We start from the raw sequence: 15,856 nt of genomic DNA, 5'->3' as shown, positions 1-15,856 counted from the left end.
TGGTTGCTCAGGGCGCCCGGCACGCCTTGCGGGCCATTGCTGGCGGTGCGTTGTTCGCTGGTCGACTGCTCGCTGCGCAGCGCCGGCTGGTCCGGGTTGAACTGCTCGGAGGTCGACTCGACGGCGCTGAAGTCGACGTCGGCGGACACTTCCGCCTTGTAGCGGTCATTGCCCAACACCGGTTGCAGGATGTTGTGCACACGCTGGGTCAGCATGCTCTCCATGCGGCGGCTGTAGTCGAACTGCTTGCCGGCCTGGGTCAGCGCGGAGTTTTCCGCCATGTCGGACAGCAGGTTGCCCTTCTGGTCGACCACGGTGATCTGCGACTTGCTCAATTCGGGAACGCTGGTGGCCACCAGGTTGATGATTGCCAATACCTGGCCAGGCTCCAGGGAGCGGCCGGAGAAAAGTTCGACCAGTACCGAAGCGCTTGGCTTGCGCTCATCGCGCACAAACACCGAGCTTTTCGGAATGGCCAGGTGCACGCGGGCACCCTTGACGTTGTTCAGGCTGGAGATGGTGCGGGCCAGCTCGCCTTCCAGGCCACGACGGTAGCGGGTGGCTTCCATGAACTGGCTGGTACCCAGGCCCTGGTCCTTGTCGAGGATTTCAAAACCGATATTGCTGTCGGACGGGGTGACACCGGCCGCAGCCAGTTTCATACGCGCACGGGCCACATCGTCGGCCTTGACCAGCAAGGCGCCGGAGTTGGGCTCCACGGTGTACGCGATGTCGGCGGCGGCCAGGGTTTCCATGATCTGCTTGGAATCCATCCCGGCCAGGCTGCCATACAGCGGGCGGTAATCCGGTTGCTGCGACCACAGCACCACGGCAAAACCAATCGCCACGCTCGCCGCCAGGCCGACCATCAGGCCCACCTGACGCAGCATGGTCATTTCCGAGAGGTTTTCCAGGAACGACAGGCCAAACAGCGGCGGCTTGCCGTCTGCCTTGGCGGGTACGTTATCCACGACTGCTTCTGCCATGACTTAAATCTCGTCCTTAAACCGGCATCTGCATGATGTCTTGATAGGCTTGAACCAACTTGTTACGCACTTGGGTCAGGGCCTGAAACGACACGCTGGCTTTTTGCGAGGCGACCATCACGTCGGTGAGGTCCACGCCGCTTTTGCCGATTTCGAACGCGGTGGCCAACTGACTGGAGGCTTGCTGGGTATCACTGACTTTATTGATGGCCGAACCCAGCATGTCGGCGAAACTGCTTTGGCCCAATTGCGGCGCTTGCGCGACGGATTTCGGTTGGGCCATGGCATCCATTTGCATGGAGCGCATATCCAACATCAACCGATTGAACTCAATACCCTGGCTCATGACCTTCTCTCTCCGACAACCCGCAAATTTTTGACACTACGCAGCGATTACTAGGGGAGGTAGCAACAAGGGTGCCAGCTCTGTAGCAACTCGTAAGAAAAGGCGACAAACCTTGTCGAACTTGTTACCGGTCAGGTGGCGAAGAGATACGCTTCCACGTCCATTCCGGCGTCACGCATCTGCGCCAGTTTATAGCGCAGGGTGCGCGGGCTGATGCCCAGGCGTTCGGCGGCTTCTTTGCGGCGGCCGCGCTCGGCGCGCAGGGTGTCGATGATCATCTGGAATTCACGGCGACGCAGGTCGTCACCCAGGGCGCCGGCGGGTTCGGCTTCAGCCACCACGGGCGCGGGCGCCAACGTCGGCAAGGGCGCCGCACCACTGCCCATCGACAGGCAGAAATCCTGCGGCTGGATCAGCCCGCCCTGCTGCAAAATCAGCGCGCGCTGGATGGCGTTATCCAGTTCCCGCACATTACCCGGCCATGGGTAAGCGATCAGGCACGCCTGGGCCTCGGCCGACAGCCGCGCCTGGGCGTGCTTCATTTTTTTGACGTGGTTGTTCAGCAGGCGCTCGGCCAGCGGGATGATATCCGCCGGGCGCTCGCGCAGCGGGCGCCAGGCCAGGGGGAACACCGAAAGCCGGTAGAACAGATCCTCACGGAAGCGCCCCGCCGCCACTTCGCCGGCAAGGTCGCGGTTGGTGGTGGCGACCACGCGGATATCCAACTGGATCGGCTTGCGCGCGCCAACGCGCTCGACTTCGCGCTCCTGCAACACCCGCAGCAATTTGGCTTGCAGGCCCAAGGGCATTTCCGAGATTTCATCGAGCAAAATGGTGCCGCCGTCCGCCTGCTCGAACTTGCCCGCCTGGGCCGCGATGGCACCGGTGAAGGAGCCTTTTTCGTGGCCGAACAGCGTGGCTTCGAGCATGTTGTCGGGGATCGCCGCGCAATTGATCGCGATAAACGGTTGTTTGGCGCGGGTCGATTGCTGGTGGATATAGCGCGCCAGCACTTCTTTACCGGTGCCGGACTCGCCGGAAATCAGCACGGTGGAATCACTGCGCGCCACGCGGGCCGCCAGCTCCAGCAGCTGTGCACTGGCCGGCTCGAAGGCAATCGGGCCTTCGCCCTCGGTCGCCGAGATCACACCAAGCGCATGCCGCGCCACCAGTTCGATCAGCGCTTTGGGCTCGAAGGGTTTGACCAGGTAATCCGCCGCGCCCTGGCGCATCGCGTCCACCGCACGCTCCACCGCGCCATGCGCGGTCATCAGCAGCACCGGCAACTGCGGCTGACGCGCACGCAGCAGGCCGAGCAACTGGTGGCCGTCCATGCCGGGCATGTTCACGTCACTGACCACCAGGCTGAAGGCTTCCTGCTCGACGGCCTCCAAGGCTTCCTCGGCAGAACCGACCGCCCGGTAGTCATGGCCCGCCAACAGCAGCGTGTCAGCCAATGCTTCACGCAGGGCGCGATCGTCTTCCACCAACAGAACCTTGATAGCCATTACTTTTTTACTCCGCGCTTGCCGCGCATGAAAACAGCGGCAAGGTCATCAATGCACAGGTGCCACGCCCCAACCGGGAATGCAGCTGCAATTCTCCCTGATGCGCACGTGCCACTGCCTTGACCACGGTCAGGCCGAGGCCGGTACCGTTGGTCTTGGTGGTGAAAAAAGGTTCGCCCAGGCGCTGCAACACGGCGGGTTCGATCCCGCTGCCGCTGTCGCTGATGCACAGCCGCAGGGTTTGCGCGCGGTTGTACAGGTGCACTTTGAGCCGCGCGCCCGGGCCACTGGCCTGGGTGGCGTTTTCGATCAGGTTGAGCAGCGAGCCGACCAGGGTGTCGCGGTTGCACAGCAGCTCACCGAGGTGGCTGTCGCACTGCCAGCGCACGTGCACGTCCTGGATGTGCGTGGCGGCCGCAGCTTGCAGAGCGTTCATCAGCTCGGCGGGAGTGATGCGGTCGGTCAGCGGCAATTCGCCGCGGGCAAACACCAGCATGTCGCGCACCTGGTGCTCCAATTCATGCAGACGCTCCTTGAGGCGCCCGGCAAATCGCTGGTGGGTGGCGGCCGGCAATTGCTCATCAGTCAAATGACTGGCGTAGATCAACGCCGCCGACAACGGCGTGCGGATCTGATGCGCCAGCGAAGCGACCATCCGCCCCAGCGACGACAAACGCTCATGCCGCGCCAGTTGGTCCTGCAGGTGACGGGTTTCAGTCAGGTCGTTGAGCAGCACCAGTTGGCCCGGCTCCGCGTCCAGGGAACGGGTGGCGATGGACAAGCGGCGCCCGTCTTTCAGAGAAATTTCGTGGCCGTCGTCTTCACGCGGTGCAAAGCAGCGGGTGATCACGTGGCGCCACAGCTCACCTTCCAGCGGCAGGCCGAGCATGTCGCAGGCCGCCGGGTTGGCTTCGCGCACGCGGCCCTGGTCGTCGATCACAATGACGCCACCGGGCAACAGCGACAGCAGGTTTTGCAGACGGTTGGCCAGGCGCTCTTTCTCGGCCAGCTCTTCCATGCGCTGGGCGCTGACCACCGCCAACTCGCCTTTGAGCTCGGACACCCGGGCTTCAAGCAGGCTGTAGGAATCGGTCAATTGGCTCGACATCTGGTTGAACAGCGAAAAGGCCGTTTCGAGGCCCTCGCGGCTTTGCTGCTCTACAGAGGGAACCAGCCCTGGAATGGCCGGGCTGGCAGATTGTTGGGCGGCGTGGGGCATCATGCTCTCTCGCTTGGCTGACCGTCAGTTAAACGGAACGTTGCGAGGGCTGTAGCAATAGTTGTGCCGAAAAAAAACCGCTGAAATTTCAGCGGTTTGGAAAACGGGCGTCAATCATCCGCCTGTTCATCACCTTCTTTGCGGCTCATACCGTACTTTCGCATCTTCTCCACCAGGGTGGTTCGGCGGATGCGCAGGCGCTCGGCGGCACGTGCGACGATGCCGTTGGCGTCGTCCAGAGCCTGCTGAATAAGGCCTTGCTCGAGGTTGCCGAGGTAGTCCTTCAGGTCCAGGCCTTCAGGCGGCAGCATGGCGGTGGAACCGAAGTCCGGAGCGTGGCCGTTGATGGCCACCCGTTCTTCCATGTCACTGCGCAGGCTGTCGACCAGTTGCTCGTCTTCATCGTCGACGTAGCGGAATTTCTTCGGCAGCTCAACCACGCCGATCACGCCGTAGGGGTGCATGATCGCCATGCGCTCCACCAGGTTGGCCAGCTCGCGGACGTTGCCCGGCCAGCCGTGGCGGCACAGCGACATGATCGCGGCGGAGTTGAAGCGTATCGAGCCGCGCTTTTCGTGTTCCATGCGCGAGATCAGTTCGTTCATCAGCAACGGGATGTCTTCCACGCGCTCACGCAGCGGGGCCATCTCGATCGGGAAGACGTTGAGGCGGTAGTACAGGTCTTCGCGGAAGCTGCCGACCTCGATCATGCTTTCGAGGTTCTTGTGGGTGGCGGCGATGATGCGCACGTCGACGCTCTGGGTCTTGTTGCTGCCCACGCGCTCGAAGGTGCGCTCCTGCAGCACACGCAGCAGCTTGACCTGCATCGGCAGCGGCATGTCGCCGATTTCGTCGAGGAACAGGGTGCCGCCGTTGGCCAGCTCGAAACGCCCGGCACGGCTGGTGATCGCCCCGGTAAAGGCGCCCTTCTCGTGGCCGAACAATTCGCTTTCCAGCAGCTCGGCCGGAATCGCCCCGCAGTTGACTGGCACAAAAGGCCCGTCGCGGCGCTTGGAGTGATAGTGCAGGTTGCGCGCCACCACTTCCTTGCCGGTGCCGGACTCGCCGAGGATCAGCACGCTGGCGTCGGTATCGGCAACTTGCTGCATCATCTGGCGCACGTGCTGAATCGCCCGGCTGGTGCCGACGAGGCTGCGGAACAGGTTGGGTTCGCGGTGGCGACCGCGCTCGCGGGCCTGGTCGTACATCTCGCGATAGACCTGGGCGCGGTGCAGGGAATCGAGCAATTTGCTGTAGCTGGGGGGCATTTCCAGGGTGGAAAGCACGCGGCGGCGCTGGTCTTCCGGCAGGTCGACAGAAGAAATATCGCCCATCAGCAACACCGGAAGGAACTCATCCCAGGTAGACAGTGTCTTTAACAAGCCCAAAACAGCGCCAGGAGCGTTTACCGTCCCGATCAGCACACAAATGACTTCACGGCTCGATGACAAGGAGCTGACCGCCTGCTGCCAGTCATGGCTGCCGCAGGGCAAATTTTCTTCGCCGAGAAAATTCAAAATCACCGCTAAATCGCGGCGGCGGACGCTATCGTCATCAATCAGCAGAATTTTGGTTTCACGCCACATGCAATAGCAACTTCCCTAGTAAAACGCTCTGCCCCAAGAGTGAGGGCAATCGAGACGCCCGTAAGACTTCTTACCTTACTAGACGTCTGAAATCTGAAAACAGCACTAGTTAAGTCAAAAAAGCTGGCACGGTCAAATTTATGACGCGCCGGTCGGATTAACTGCGCCTGTTCAGCCGAACAGATGGTAAACCTTTGACGCGTTTTTCGCTTGGTTGATCTGCGACATCTCTTCGAAAATCGCCTGGCGTTCACCTGTCGTCACTTCAAGCAGTTGCTGGTACACCGCCAGCAGGCTCTCGAGCTTCTCACGCAACGCATCCTCGTCCACCGGCGCCTCACTGAGCACCTGCTCGATCACGTCGCGACAGCCCATATCGAGCTCGCCGATGGCGTCCCAATTACGGTCCGCCAGCGCGCCCATCAGCGCCTCACGGGTTTCATCAATGCGTTGCAGTGCTTGGCTCATGACGTGTTCCTCAAGGCCTCAGGCCTTATTCTGCTACAGCCTGTGGCGCCGCAATGGCATCCCAGCCTTCTTTCACGGTAATCAGCAACCGGGCGACTTCATCGATCATGTCGGCGTCGTTATGCAGGTTGGCTTCCATCAGACGGTTGGTCATATATGCATACAAACTTTCCAACTGCTGGACGTAAGCCGGGTTGTCACTTTTCTGCGCATCCAGGCCGTCACGCAGGCCGATGACGATGTCGATGGCCTTGCCGAGCATCAGGCCCTTGGCCGCGATGTCGCCGCGCGCGAGGGCGCCTTTGGCTTGGGCCATACGGTCCAGGCCGCCTTCCATCAACATCTGTACCAAGCGATGCGGGCTGGCTTCGGAGATCTGAGCATGGGAATTGACCTTCTGGTATTGGCGAAGGGCTCTCATGGGATTCATGTTTCTACCTCGTGACAGGCGACAGCGAAAAGGATTCTAGTAACCAATATGTCGACGGGTTCGCAAAAAGCTTTAGCGCCAGTCGTCCTGCGATAAAAAAAAGGCCAGGCAGTTTGCCTGGCCTTTTTCACTAGCTGGGATCAAGTATTGGTCTTGACGTTGTTCAATGCATTGAGCGTGGTCATGACACTGGTGCTTTGCTGGCGCAGTTGGGCGACCAGGGTGTCCATGGCGTTGTATTTGGCCGACAGGCTGCTGGTGAGCAGGGTCATGCGCTCGTCGAGCGACGCTTGATCCTTGGTCAGGTCCTTCAGCGTGTCAGACAAGGACGTAGAACGCGTGGCCAGGATGCCGGTGCTCGCCTTGGCGTAATCATCCGTGGCGCTTTTCATACGCGCCAGCATGCCATCCTTGCCGGAGAACATGCTGCTGATGTCGGCGGCGTTGGTTTTGACGGCCGCATCCCACTTTTTATCGTCCAGGCTCAGCAAGCCGGTGGTCGAGCTGGTGGTCACGCCAAATTGGGCCAGGGACTTCAGCGTACCGGTGCCCGACAGCGCGTTGAACTCGTTGCGGATCGCGTTCTGCAGCGAACGCATGGTCGAGTCGCCCGTCAACGCCGCGGCCGTGGTGCTGCCGTCGAGGTTGGTGGTGATCTTGGTTTCGGCGTTCATCGCGGTGATCAGGGCGTTGTAGGTGTCGACAAAGCCTTTGACCCCGGACTTGAGGGCTGCGTTGTTGGTGCTGACCGTAATCAGCGTGGCGTTCCTTGCGGCATCTACACCACCCGTATCGCCCGCCGTCGTCAGTGCAGAAACCGACACCAGCTTGATGTTCACGCCACTGAGGGCGCCTTCAATGCTGTTGGTCTTGGAAACGGATTTGACGCCATCGATGCTGTACAGCGCATCCAACGGCTTATCAACCACCGTCGCGCCGGTGTCCAACCCGGAATTACCCGACAGCGTCAGGTCCGAGCCCGTACCCATATTGGTCGAGGTCAGGATCAGCCGCGAGCCATTGGAGTCGGTCTGGATGTTGGCGCTCAAACCGGATGTGCCGAACTGGGTGTTGATCGAGTCACGCACCTGTTGCAGGGTCGCACCGGCCGGCACGCTCAGGTCGTAGTCCTTGCCTGACTGGGTAATGGTCAGGGTCGTCGGCTTGTCGGTGGCGTTCACAACAGTGGTAGCACCACCTTTGTAGTTCGCACTCGACAACTTGGACGCCTGCGCCAGCTGGCTCACGATCAAACGGAAGCTACCGTTGGAGGCGGTGTTGCTGGCCGTCATGGTGGCGACCTTTTCGTCCGAAGAAGAGCCGGTCAAGCCCGTGAAGCTGTTGCCGGTGGACATGGTGTCCAGCGCGCCACGGAACGCATCCAGCGCCGCCTGAATCTTGCCGATCGAAGACAGCGTGGTGGTCGCTTTCGCGGACGCGGTATTGATCTGCGTCTGCTTGGGCACCTTCTCGGCGTTGACCAAGGATGTCACGATCGCTTGCGTATCGATGTTCGAACCGATACCACTTACCGTTGAACCCGCCATCATCTATCTCCTGTTCGGTGGCTGCCGTTTTCTTGACTTGTTACAGCTCAAGCCACGACAGCAACAAGTTTCATGCCAGCTTACGCCTTGTCGTCAAACAACAAGTTGCTCGTGCTGGAAAGGCTCTGTGCCAGTTTCAACGCCGTTTCCGACGGAATCTGGCGAATCACTTCACCGTTGTCGGTGTTGATGACCTTGACCACCACGCGATGGGTGGAGTCATCAATGGAAAAGTCCAGGCTGCGCTGGGTAGCCTGGACGAAATCTCGAATATCGGTAACCGCTTTTTCCAGGTCCGCGCGCTCCGGCTGTTTGCCGATGGCCGGGGTTTCCTGGACTTGGGTGATGCTTCTGTCGACTGCAACCTGAGCAGGTGCGCTTTGGGGGGCAACCGGCGGATAAGACTGGTTCAGCTTTACACTCATGTCCATGTCCAATCTCCTCTAAACCGAAAAAACGGAAGGGCACGTAGACGCGCCCTTCCGTTAGTTACCAAGCGCTGGAATTACTGAAGCAGCTTCAGTACAGCGGATGGCAGCTGGTTAGCCTGCGACAGGATCGCGGTGGAAGCCGATTGCAGGGTTTGTTGCTTGGTCAGCTCGGCGGTTTCGGAAGCGAAGTCGACGTCCTGAACGGTGGAACGTGCAGCGGTGGAGTTCTTCTGAATGTTCTGCAGGTTGTCTGCAGTGGTAGTCAGACGGTTCTGGGTAGCACCCAGGCCCGAACGCACGCCGTCGATGGTGCCGATGGCTTTGTCGATGACTGCCAGGGCGTTTTGGGCCTTGGTAGCGTCGGTCACGTCGGTTTGAGCAACGGTGGTTTTGGTCGAAGCAGCTTCGGTGGCAGCACCGGCAGCGAACAGACCAGCAACACCAGCACCGCTCAGGGAGTAGCCTTTGGCGGAGTCCAGCGACACTTGACCGGTAACGATCAGGGCGTCAGCCAGAGCAACTGGAGCACCGTAAGCGCCTGCGCCGTCTTTAGCAGCAACAGTCACCGAACCAGGAGCAGTCGAACCGCTGACCACGATGTTTTCACCGGTGTCGGACTTGACTTCCAGAGTCTTTTTGCTTTCGTCGTAGCTGACGCTGATACCCAATTTAGCGGCGTTGGATTTCAGTTGGTCGGCCAGGCCGGCTTGGCTGGTCACGCCTTTGAAGTCTACGGATGCGCTGCCTACGGTCAGGGTGAACGACGCTGGGGTAGTAGTAGCAGCAGCTTCGTCTACAGCGAACTTGGCTTCGGTGCTGGCAGTTGCAGTCAGGCCACCGATGATGCCGTTCAGGTTGCTGGCGATGGTTTTAGCCGAGTCGCCGGTGCTTGCGGTGTAAGTACCGGTCTGACCGTTACCGGTTACGTTGATCGCGCCGGCGGCAGTGCCGGTGCCTGGGGCGATGGCAACGCTTTTCAGCTGCTGGGAGCCGATGTTGTTGGCCGAAACGTTTTCCAGGCTCAGGTTGATGGTTTCGTTAGCGTTGGCGCCAACCTGGATGGCTTTGGTACCGTACGAACCGTCCAGCAGCTTCTGGCCACCGAAGGTAGTGGTGGTGGAGATACGGGTCAGTTCCGAAGTCAGAGCCTGGTATTCGTCGTTGTTCGACTTACGGTCGTCAGCGCTGAGGGAGCCAGTAGCGGAGGACAGAGCCAGGGTACGCATTTTTTGCAGGATGTCGGTCGAAGCCTGCATCGCGCCTTCAGCGGTCTGAGCGATGGAGATACCGTCGTTCACGTTTTTTACTGCTTGGCCCAGGCCGTTGATTTGGCTGGTCAGGCGGTTAGCGATCTGCAGGCCGGCAGCGTCGTCTTTAGCGCTGTTGATACGCAGGCCGGAAGACAGGCGCTGCATGGAAGTGGCCAGGGCGCCGCCAGCTTTGTTCAGGTTGCCCTGAGTAGTGATCGAAGCAATGTTGGTGTTTACTGTTAAAGCCATGACGAAATCCTCGTTGGATGGATACTGCGGCTTCCGGCCCTGGCAACCGCCGGGTGTGGCCTGAGAACCTACGTAATAGTTATCGTCGTGGTAGCCGGTTGCTTGAGGATTTTTTTGATTTTTTTTGCTGGCGCCGTGCCACCCCTTGTAATTCAAGGGTTTAGGCAGGCACAAAACCCAGCAAACATTGGTTTTTCTGACGCCAAATAAAAAACGCCGATGATCTTTCGATCATCGGCGTTTTTTATATGGCCTATAAAAGCGTCACGGACGATAAAGAATCGCCGAGCCCCACGACAGGCCCACGCCAAAACCACTGATCGCCACACGCTTCCAGGTGGCGTCCATCACGTGCTTTTCGAGCAGCAACGGAATGCTCGACGACACGGTGTTGCCGGTCTCGACCATGTCCTTGATGAACTTGTCCACCGGCGCATCTTCAAAGCGACGCGCCACGGCGTCGACAATTGCCGCACTGCCCTGGTGAATGCAGAAGGCGTCGATGTCATCGGCCTTGAGGTCCGACTCGTTGAGCAGCTCGTGCAAATGCGCCGGCACTTTGAGCAGCGCAAAGTTGAAGACCTGGCGGCCGTTCATGAAAAACACGCCATCGCTGACCTTCAGGTGCGGTGCGCCGGAACCGTCGGTACCGAACTTGGACTTGCCCAGCAGCCACGGCGCGTCTTCGCCCATCCAGGTCGCGGTGGCGGCGTCGCCGAATAGCATGGTGGTGTTGCGGTCTTCCGGGTCGACGATCTTCGAATACGGGTCGGCGGTGATCAGCAGGCCGTTTTTCAGGCCGGCGGCTTCCATGAAGCCCTTCATCGCGTAAATGCCGTAGACGTAGCCGGAGCAGCCCAGGGAGATATCAAACGCGGCCACGTGGGTCGGCAGGCCCAGCTTGTCCTGAACGATAGCAGCGGTGTGGGGCAAGCCCTCTTCGTCACCGTTCTGGGTGACAACGATCAGCGCGTCGATGGATTCGCGCTTCAACTGCGGGTTGTTGGCAAACAAAGCGTTGACCGCCTCGACACACAGGTCGGAAGTTTCCTGCGCGGCTTCCTTGCGCGGCAGGAAGGCCGAACCGATCTTGCCAATGATGAACTCTTCATCCTTGGCGAATTTGGCACCCTGGGCGTAGTTATCGATCCCGTCTGCCGGCACGTAACTGGCGATGCTTTTTATGCCAATCATTGTGGCTTCCCAATACTAAATAGCTGGAGAACACCCCAGGGCCTGCGCCCGGAGTGCTGACAATAAAGGGGATAACCCCGTAAAAATCTCGCTGAAAGCCGCCCTGCACGGACCCTGTGACGACTTATCCTTTTCACACGATACAGTGAAGATGCGCTTTATGACTCACAGGTCACTCAATTGTGTGTGCTTTATGCAAAACCTTCAAACATTTAAACCCCATAAACGACAACGGCCCAGCCTGTTTCCAGGCTGGGCCGCTTGACGTGCCGCCGCTTACATCTTGTTGAACAGGCTCAGTTGCGAGACTTTAACAAACGCCAGCTGCGAGGCTTCCAGCATGGTTTGCTGCAACGTCAGGTTGATCGCCGCCTCGCCCATGTCGACATTGGCCAGCGCGCTCATGGTGCTGGTGTTGGCCAGGCCGACGCTGGTGTTTTCGCTGGCTTGCACGGTCAGCGCATTCTGCCGCGCACCAATCGAGCCGCGCACGTTGTCGACCTGGTCAGACGAGTTGGTCAGGTTACTGACGGCCGCGTTCAAGGCGTCCTGAAGCTTGACCCGCGCGCCCGGGATGCCATCTGCCGGCAGCTCCAGGGCCTGGCGCAGCTGGCTCAGGGTGTCGAGGGCATTCTGGGTTTTCTGCGTGCTATTGCCGACCGAAAACTGATCGCCCGTATTCGGTGTGCCGCTCAGCTCGAAGGTAACCCCCGCTGCGGTGATCGTGCTCGCAGCCGGCGGAGTGCCGGTATTGATCACGCCGTCGCCAATCGCCTTGCTGTTGGCGCTATAAGGCTGGGCATAGACTTTATAAGCCGTCGGGTCGGTGTCGTCGAACTTGATCAACACGCCGCTGTTCGGAAAGGTGCTGGAGTAGTCGGCCGCGCTGCTGACGCGGGGATTGGTCAATTGCGCCGACGACGTGTTGCTCGGGGTCCGCGCGGTGTTGAAGGCGTCCGGCGTGGCGCTCAGGCTGAACTCTCGGCCCTTGACCAGCGCATCGGCATTCGGCCCGGTGGCGGTGTCGGTAAGGTCGACCGTGATGTCGAACTTGACCCCGCGCACGTTGATGCTGGCGCTGCCTTCCTTGGTGGAATCGAACGTGCCATTACCTGGCAACTGCGAGGTAATGTTGTTGTTGTCCTTGTCAGTCACCACGTATTGGGTGCTGCTGGTAAAGGTCACCTTGTACGGCTGGCCGTCAGCGAACTGCTTGGTGTAGTCGGTGCCGGACGTGACCAGGCCGGCCGAGATCGCGACCTTGTGGTCATCCACCAGCGGCGGCGAAATCGCCGGCGCCACTGGGGCAGTCGCCGGTGCAATGTAATTGGACTGGGTGCGGCTGGTGTTCACCGCGCCTTCAAGGATGGTCTTGCCGGTATCGCCGGTGCGCACGTTCAGCGTTTCAGAAACCTGCAGGCTCAGCTCGTTCTCGTCGCCCTGATAGCTGTAGGTACCGTCGTTGTTGCGCGAGTACGGCGGCGTATCGGTCTTGGAGCCGGAGAACAGGTAATTGCCCGCCGCGTCCTTGCTGTTGAGCAAGCCCAGCAGTTGATCCTCAAGCGCGCCGACCTCGACCGCAATCGACTTGCGGTCGGCATCACTGGTCACGCCACCGGCGCGCAGGGCCAGCTGGCTACCGGCCTGGATCGTGGTACTGATCGCCGTCAGCACGCTTTCTTCGTTGGTCAGGGTGTTTTGAATGCTGGTGATGTTGCCGCTGTATTGGGCCAGCATGTCTTTTTGCTGTTGCAGCATCAGCAGGCGTTGCGCGGCAACGGGATCATCCGCGGCGGTCTGTACACGCACGCCGGAGCTCGCCTGCTGCTGGGCCTTGACCACACTGGAGTAGTTATCCGTATAACGCGTGGCACTGGTGTCGAAATACTGCTGTGTAGAAATGCGCATCGTCCCCGACTCCCTTAAAGACTATTGATCAGCGTACTGAAGGTTTCTTGCGCAGCCTTGATGATCTGCGACGACGCGGTGTAGTACTGCTGGAACTTGATCATGTCGCCCGCCTCTTCGTCCAGGTTGACCTGGGACACCGAATTGCGCGCGTTCTTGTTGGCCGTCAACAGTGCGGTGGTGGCCGTTGTATCGGTGGTGGCCGCGGCGGCCTTGGCGCCCACGGTCGACACCAACTTGCTGTTGGCCCCTACCAGGCTGAGCCCGCCACTGCCATCGGCGCCGACACCTACGGTCGCCTTGGTCTGCAGATTGATCAGCGCCTGGGCGTTACGGTTGTCGGACTTGCCGTTGGCATTGAACGAGAACGAGGTGCTGTCACCATTGGTCGGCGAACCGGCCACGGTGGTGTCGAAGCTGAAGCTCTTGGCCGGGCTCAACAGGTTGCCGCTGGCGTCACGCATCGGTACGTTGATGGTGATCTTGTTGGCCTGCCCCGGCACGATAGTGCCGGTGCCGATGGGCTCACCCTTGGCATTGCTCAAGGTGTAGCTCTGCGTGCCATCGGCCGCCGTGTCGCCGAACACCATCTTCACCGGCATCGAGTTCGCGATCCCGACCCGCAGTTGCGCAGCATCCGCGCCGCTCTGGATATCGATGGGCACGGTCAGGGTCGGTGGCGTGAAGGTGCCGGTGCCCTGGTTCGACTTGCCGGCCTCGCCCTGCAACGGCGCGGCAAACGCGATCTTGCTCGGGTCGGTGAGCACGGTGCCGATTTCCTTGGCGCCATTGGCGGTCGGGCTGACCTTGAAGCTGTCACCGGCCTGCACCCCCACCGCGCCGTTGTTGACCGCCAGGGTGAACCCGTCGATCACCGGAGGCGGCGTGGTGCTCAGATCGTAGGTGCCCATGGCCTTGCCATCGGAACGCAGCACGGTGGCCTTGTTGAGGTTGGTACTGTCGTTGAAGGTGACCTTGTAGTCGAAGTTGGTCAACTTGCTGCTGTCCGTAATCTTCACACCCAGGCTTGCGTCGCCGGTGTTGCCTTGTGACGCCTGGCTGCGCAGCGCGATGGAGGCCGCGCTGTTGATGTCCTTGAACATCGAGGCGCCGAATTCACCGTTGAGGTCGACGCCCTGGCCGAGCTGGCTGTTGATCGCGTCGGCAGTGACGATGGCAATGCGGCCCAGGTCGTTGATCGCCGGCATCAGCACGTCGCTGCGATAACGCAACAGGCCGCCGATGCTGCCACCGCTGACCACGTTGCCCAGGTCGACGGCCGTGTTGCCGGCCATGTTGAGCTGGATCGTGTATTGGCTGGTGTCGCTCTGGCTCGGCACTGCGGAAATCGTGTTGGACTGATCACCCAGCACCAGCGACTGACCGCTGCCGGTGCTGACGCTGAACACGCCGTTTTTCTCGCTGGCGGTCACCCCGATCAGCTCATTGAGCGAGCGCACGGCTTCGGCACGTGCATCCAGCAGGTTGTTCGGCGCGGTATTGGACGAACCCTGCACCTGGCTGATCTGCTTGTTCAGGGAAGCAATCGACGAGGTCAGCTGGTTGACCTGATCGCTCATCGACGTCAGCTGGCTGTTGATGGTTTCTTTCTGCTGGCCCAGCTGGGTGGAGATCGAGTTGAAGCGGTTGCTCAGGGTCTGGGCGTTGGTCAGCAGGATCTGGCGCGCCGAGGTATCGTTCGGGTTGGCCGAGGCGGTCTGCACTGCGGCGAAAAACGAGCTGAGCACGGCGGACATGCCGGTGGTCTTGTCCGACAAGGTCTTGTCGACGGCACTGACCTGGTCCAGGTACGCCGCCGCATCGCTATTGAGCGAGGTGCTGTTCTGGTAGGCCGTGTCCAGGTACTCGTTGTACACCCGGCGCACATCGGACAGGGTGGTGCCGGTGCCGATGAATACGCCGCCATACGGGTTCGACGCGTTCGAGCTCTGGGTAGTCTGCTGGCGCGAATAGCCCGCGGTATTGGCGTTGGCAATGTTGTTACTCAAGACCGACAACGATCCTTGAGCGGCATTGAGCCCTGACATCCCGATACTGAGCAAACTCATGGTTCAGACCTTATAAATGTGTGGTTGCGCCAGCGGCAGCGTAGTTCTGGTAACTGTTCATGGTTTTTGCGATCTGCGAAATCTTGCTGGCGTAGGCCGGGTCGGTTGCGTAACCGGCTTTTTGCAACTCGCGTACAAACTGTTCCGGGTTGTCGGCCGATTTCACAACTTCTTTATAGCGATCATTGCTTTGCAGCAAAGTCACGAGGTCGTGGAAGCTGTCCTGGTAAGAATCGTAGGAGCGGAACTGCGCCGTTTCCTTGACCATCGCCCCGTCACGAAACTCGCTGGTGATCGCACGTGCCTGACCACCCTGCCAACTCTGGCCGGCCTTGATGCCGAACAGGTTGTGGCTGCTGCTGCCGTCCTCGGCGCGCATCACCGATTTGCCCCAACCGGTTTCCAGGGCGGCCTGTGCCACCAGGTATTTCGGGTCGATGCCAATCCGCGCGGCGGCGGCCTTGGCCATCGGCAACATGGTGGCGACGAATTCATCCTGGGAACTGAAGGCTTTCTTCGCCGGTGCCAGCGGTGGCTGGGCCACGGCGCGGCCATACACTTGCATGCGCCCGCTGGGCACGGCAAAGGTGCGCGCGCTGCTGTTGACCACGTTGTCGGCGGCGGCGCTGTTGCGCAGCGGCGCAGCCTGGGCGACGGTGGTGGCG

14 protein-coding genes are annotated in these 15,856 nt (G+C 60.3%); all 14 read right to left on the bottom strand.

What is annotated here, in order from left to right:
• Nucleotides 1–986 (bottom strand): flagellar basal-body MS-ring/collar protein FliF (fliF, locus tag WBR57_RS18100; RefSeq protein WP_424085245.1); only part of this gene is annotated, 986 nt, incomplete at its 3' end.
• A gap of 16 nt (nt 987–1,002) precedes the next feature.
• The gene (gene fliE / locus WBR57_RS18095; protein WP_424085243.1) at nt 1,003–1,332 is read right to left on the bottom strand and encodes a flagellar hook-basal body complex protein FliE; all 330 of its coding nucleotides are present in this window, start codon (nt 1,330–1,332) and stop codon (nt 1,003–1,005) included.
• A gap of 131 nt (nt 1,333–1,463) precedes the next feature.
• Entirely contained in the window at nt 1,464–2,840 is a 1,377-nt protein-coding gene (locus WBR57_RS18090) for a sigma-54-dependent transcriptional regulator (protein ID WP_424085240.1), read from the bottom strand.
• Nucleotides 2,841–2,847: 7 nt separating this feature from the next.
• Nucleotides 2,848–4,059 carry a sensor histidine kinase gene (locus WBR57_RS18085; RefSeq protein WP_424085247.1) on the bottom strand — a complete coding sequence of 404 codons (1,212 nt, stop codon included), beginning with the start codon at nt 4,057–4,059 and terminating at the stop codon, nt 2,848–2,850.
• Between the two features lie 110 nt (nt 4,060–4,169).
• The gene (locus WBR57_RS18080; protein ID WP_424085238.1) at nt 4,170–5,645 is read right to left on the bottom strand and encodes a sigma-54 dependent transcriptional regulator; all 1,476 of its coding nucleotides are present in this window, start codon (nt 5,643–5,645) and stop codon (nt 4,170–4,172) included.
• Between the two features lie 171 nt (nt 5,646–5,816).
• Nucleotides 5,817–6,113 (bottom strand): flagellar protein FliT, encoded by a 297-nt coding sequence (fliT, locus tag WBR57_RS18075; protein WP_028617332.1) that lies wholly within the window; start codon nt 6,111–6,113, stop codon nt 5,817–5,819.
• Between the two features lie 25 nt (nt 6,114–6,138).
• Nucleotides 6,139–6,543: a flagellar export chaperone FliS gene (gene fliS, locus WBR57_RS18070; RefSeq protein ID WP_122539498.1), complete on the bottom strand. Its 405-nt coding sequence runs from the start codon at nt 6,541–6,543 to the stop codon at nt 6,139–6,141.
• Between the two features lie 140 nt (nt 6,544–6,683).
• On the bottom strand, nt 6,684–8,090 hold the full coding sequence (gene fliD / locus WBR57_RS18065; RefSeq protein ID WP_424085235.1) for a flagellar filament capping protein FliD: 1,407 nt from the start codon (nt 8,088–8,090) through the stop codon (nt 6,684–6,686).
• Between the two features lie 80 nt (nt 8,091–8,170).
• Nucleotides 8,171–8,521: a flagellar protein FlaG gene (locus WBR57_RS18060; RefSeq protein WP_122539500.1), complete on the bottom strand. Its 351-nt coding sequence runs from the start codon at nt 8,519–8,521 to the stop codon at nt 8,171–8,173.
• A 74-nt stretch (nt 8,522–8,595) separates the two neighbouring features.
• Nucleotides 8,596–10,020 (bottom strand): flagellin, encoded by a 1,425-nt coding sequence (locus WBR57_RS18055; protein WP_424085232.1) that lies wholly within the window; start codon nt 10,018–10,020, stop codon nt 8,596–8,598.
• Between the two features lie 264 nt (nt 10,021–10,284).
• A complete protein-coding gene (locus tag WBR57_RS18050; RefSeq protein WP_304630183.1) occupies nt 10,285–11,214 on the bottom strand; it encodes a ketoacyl-ACP synthase III in 930 nt (309 codons plus the stop codon).
• 276 nt (nt 11,215–11,490) lie between these two features.
• Nucleotides 11,491–13,122 carry a flagellar hook-associated protein 3 gene (locus WBR57_RS18045; protein WP_424085230.1) on the bottom strand — a complete coding sequence of 544 codons (1,632 nt, stop codon included), beginning with the start codon at nt 13,120–13,122 and terminating at the stop codon, nt 11,491–11,493.
• A 14-nt stretch (nt 13,123–13,136) separates the two neighbouring features.
• Nucleotides 13,137–15,191, bottom strand: a complete 2,055-nt coding sequence (gene flgK / locus WBR57_RS18040) for a flagellar hook-associated protein FlgK (protein ID WP_424085228.1) — start codon at nt 15,189–15,191, stop codon at nt 13,137–13,139.
• A 10-nt stretch (nt 15,192–15,201) separates the two neighbouring features.
• Nucleotides 15,202–15,856 (bottom strand): flagellar assembly peptidoglycan hydrolase FlgJ (flgJ, locus tag WBR57_RS18035; protein WP_424085226.1); only part of this gene is annotated, 655 nt, incomplete at its 5' end.

Origin of the sequence: Pseudomonas sp. (assembly GCF_049590575.1) — a bacterium.
GTDB lineage: Bacteria > Pseudomonadota > Gammaproteobacteria > Pseudomonadales > Pseudomonadaceae > Aquipseudomonas.
The sequence above is the reverse complement of the archived record's forward strand: the minus strand, read 5'-3'. Positions and strand labels throughout refer to the sequence as shown.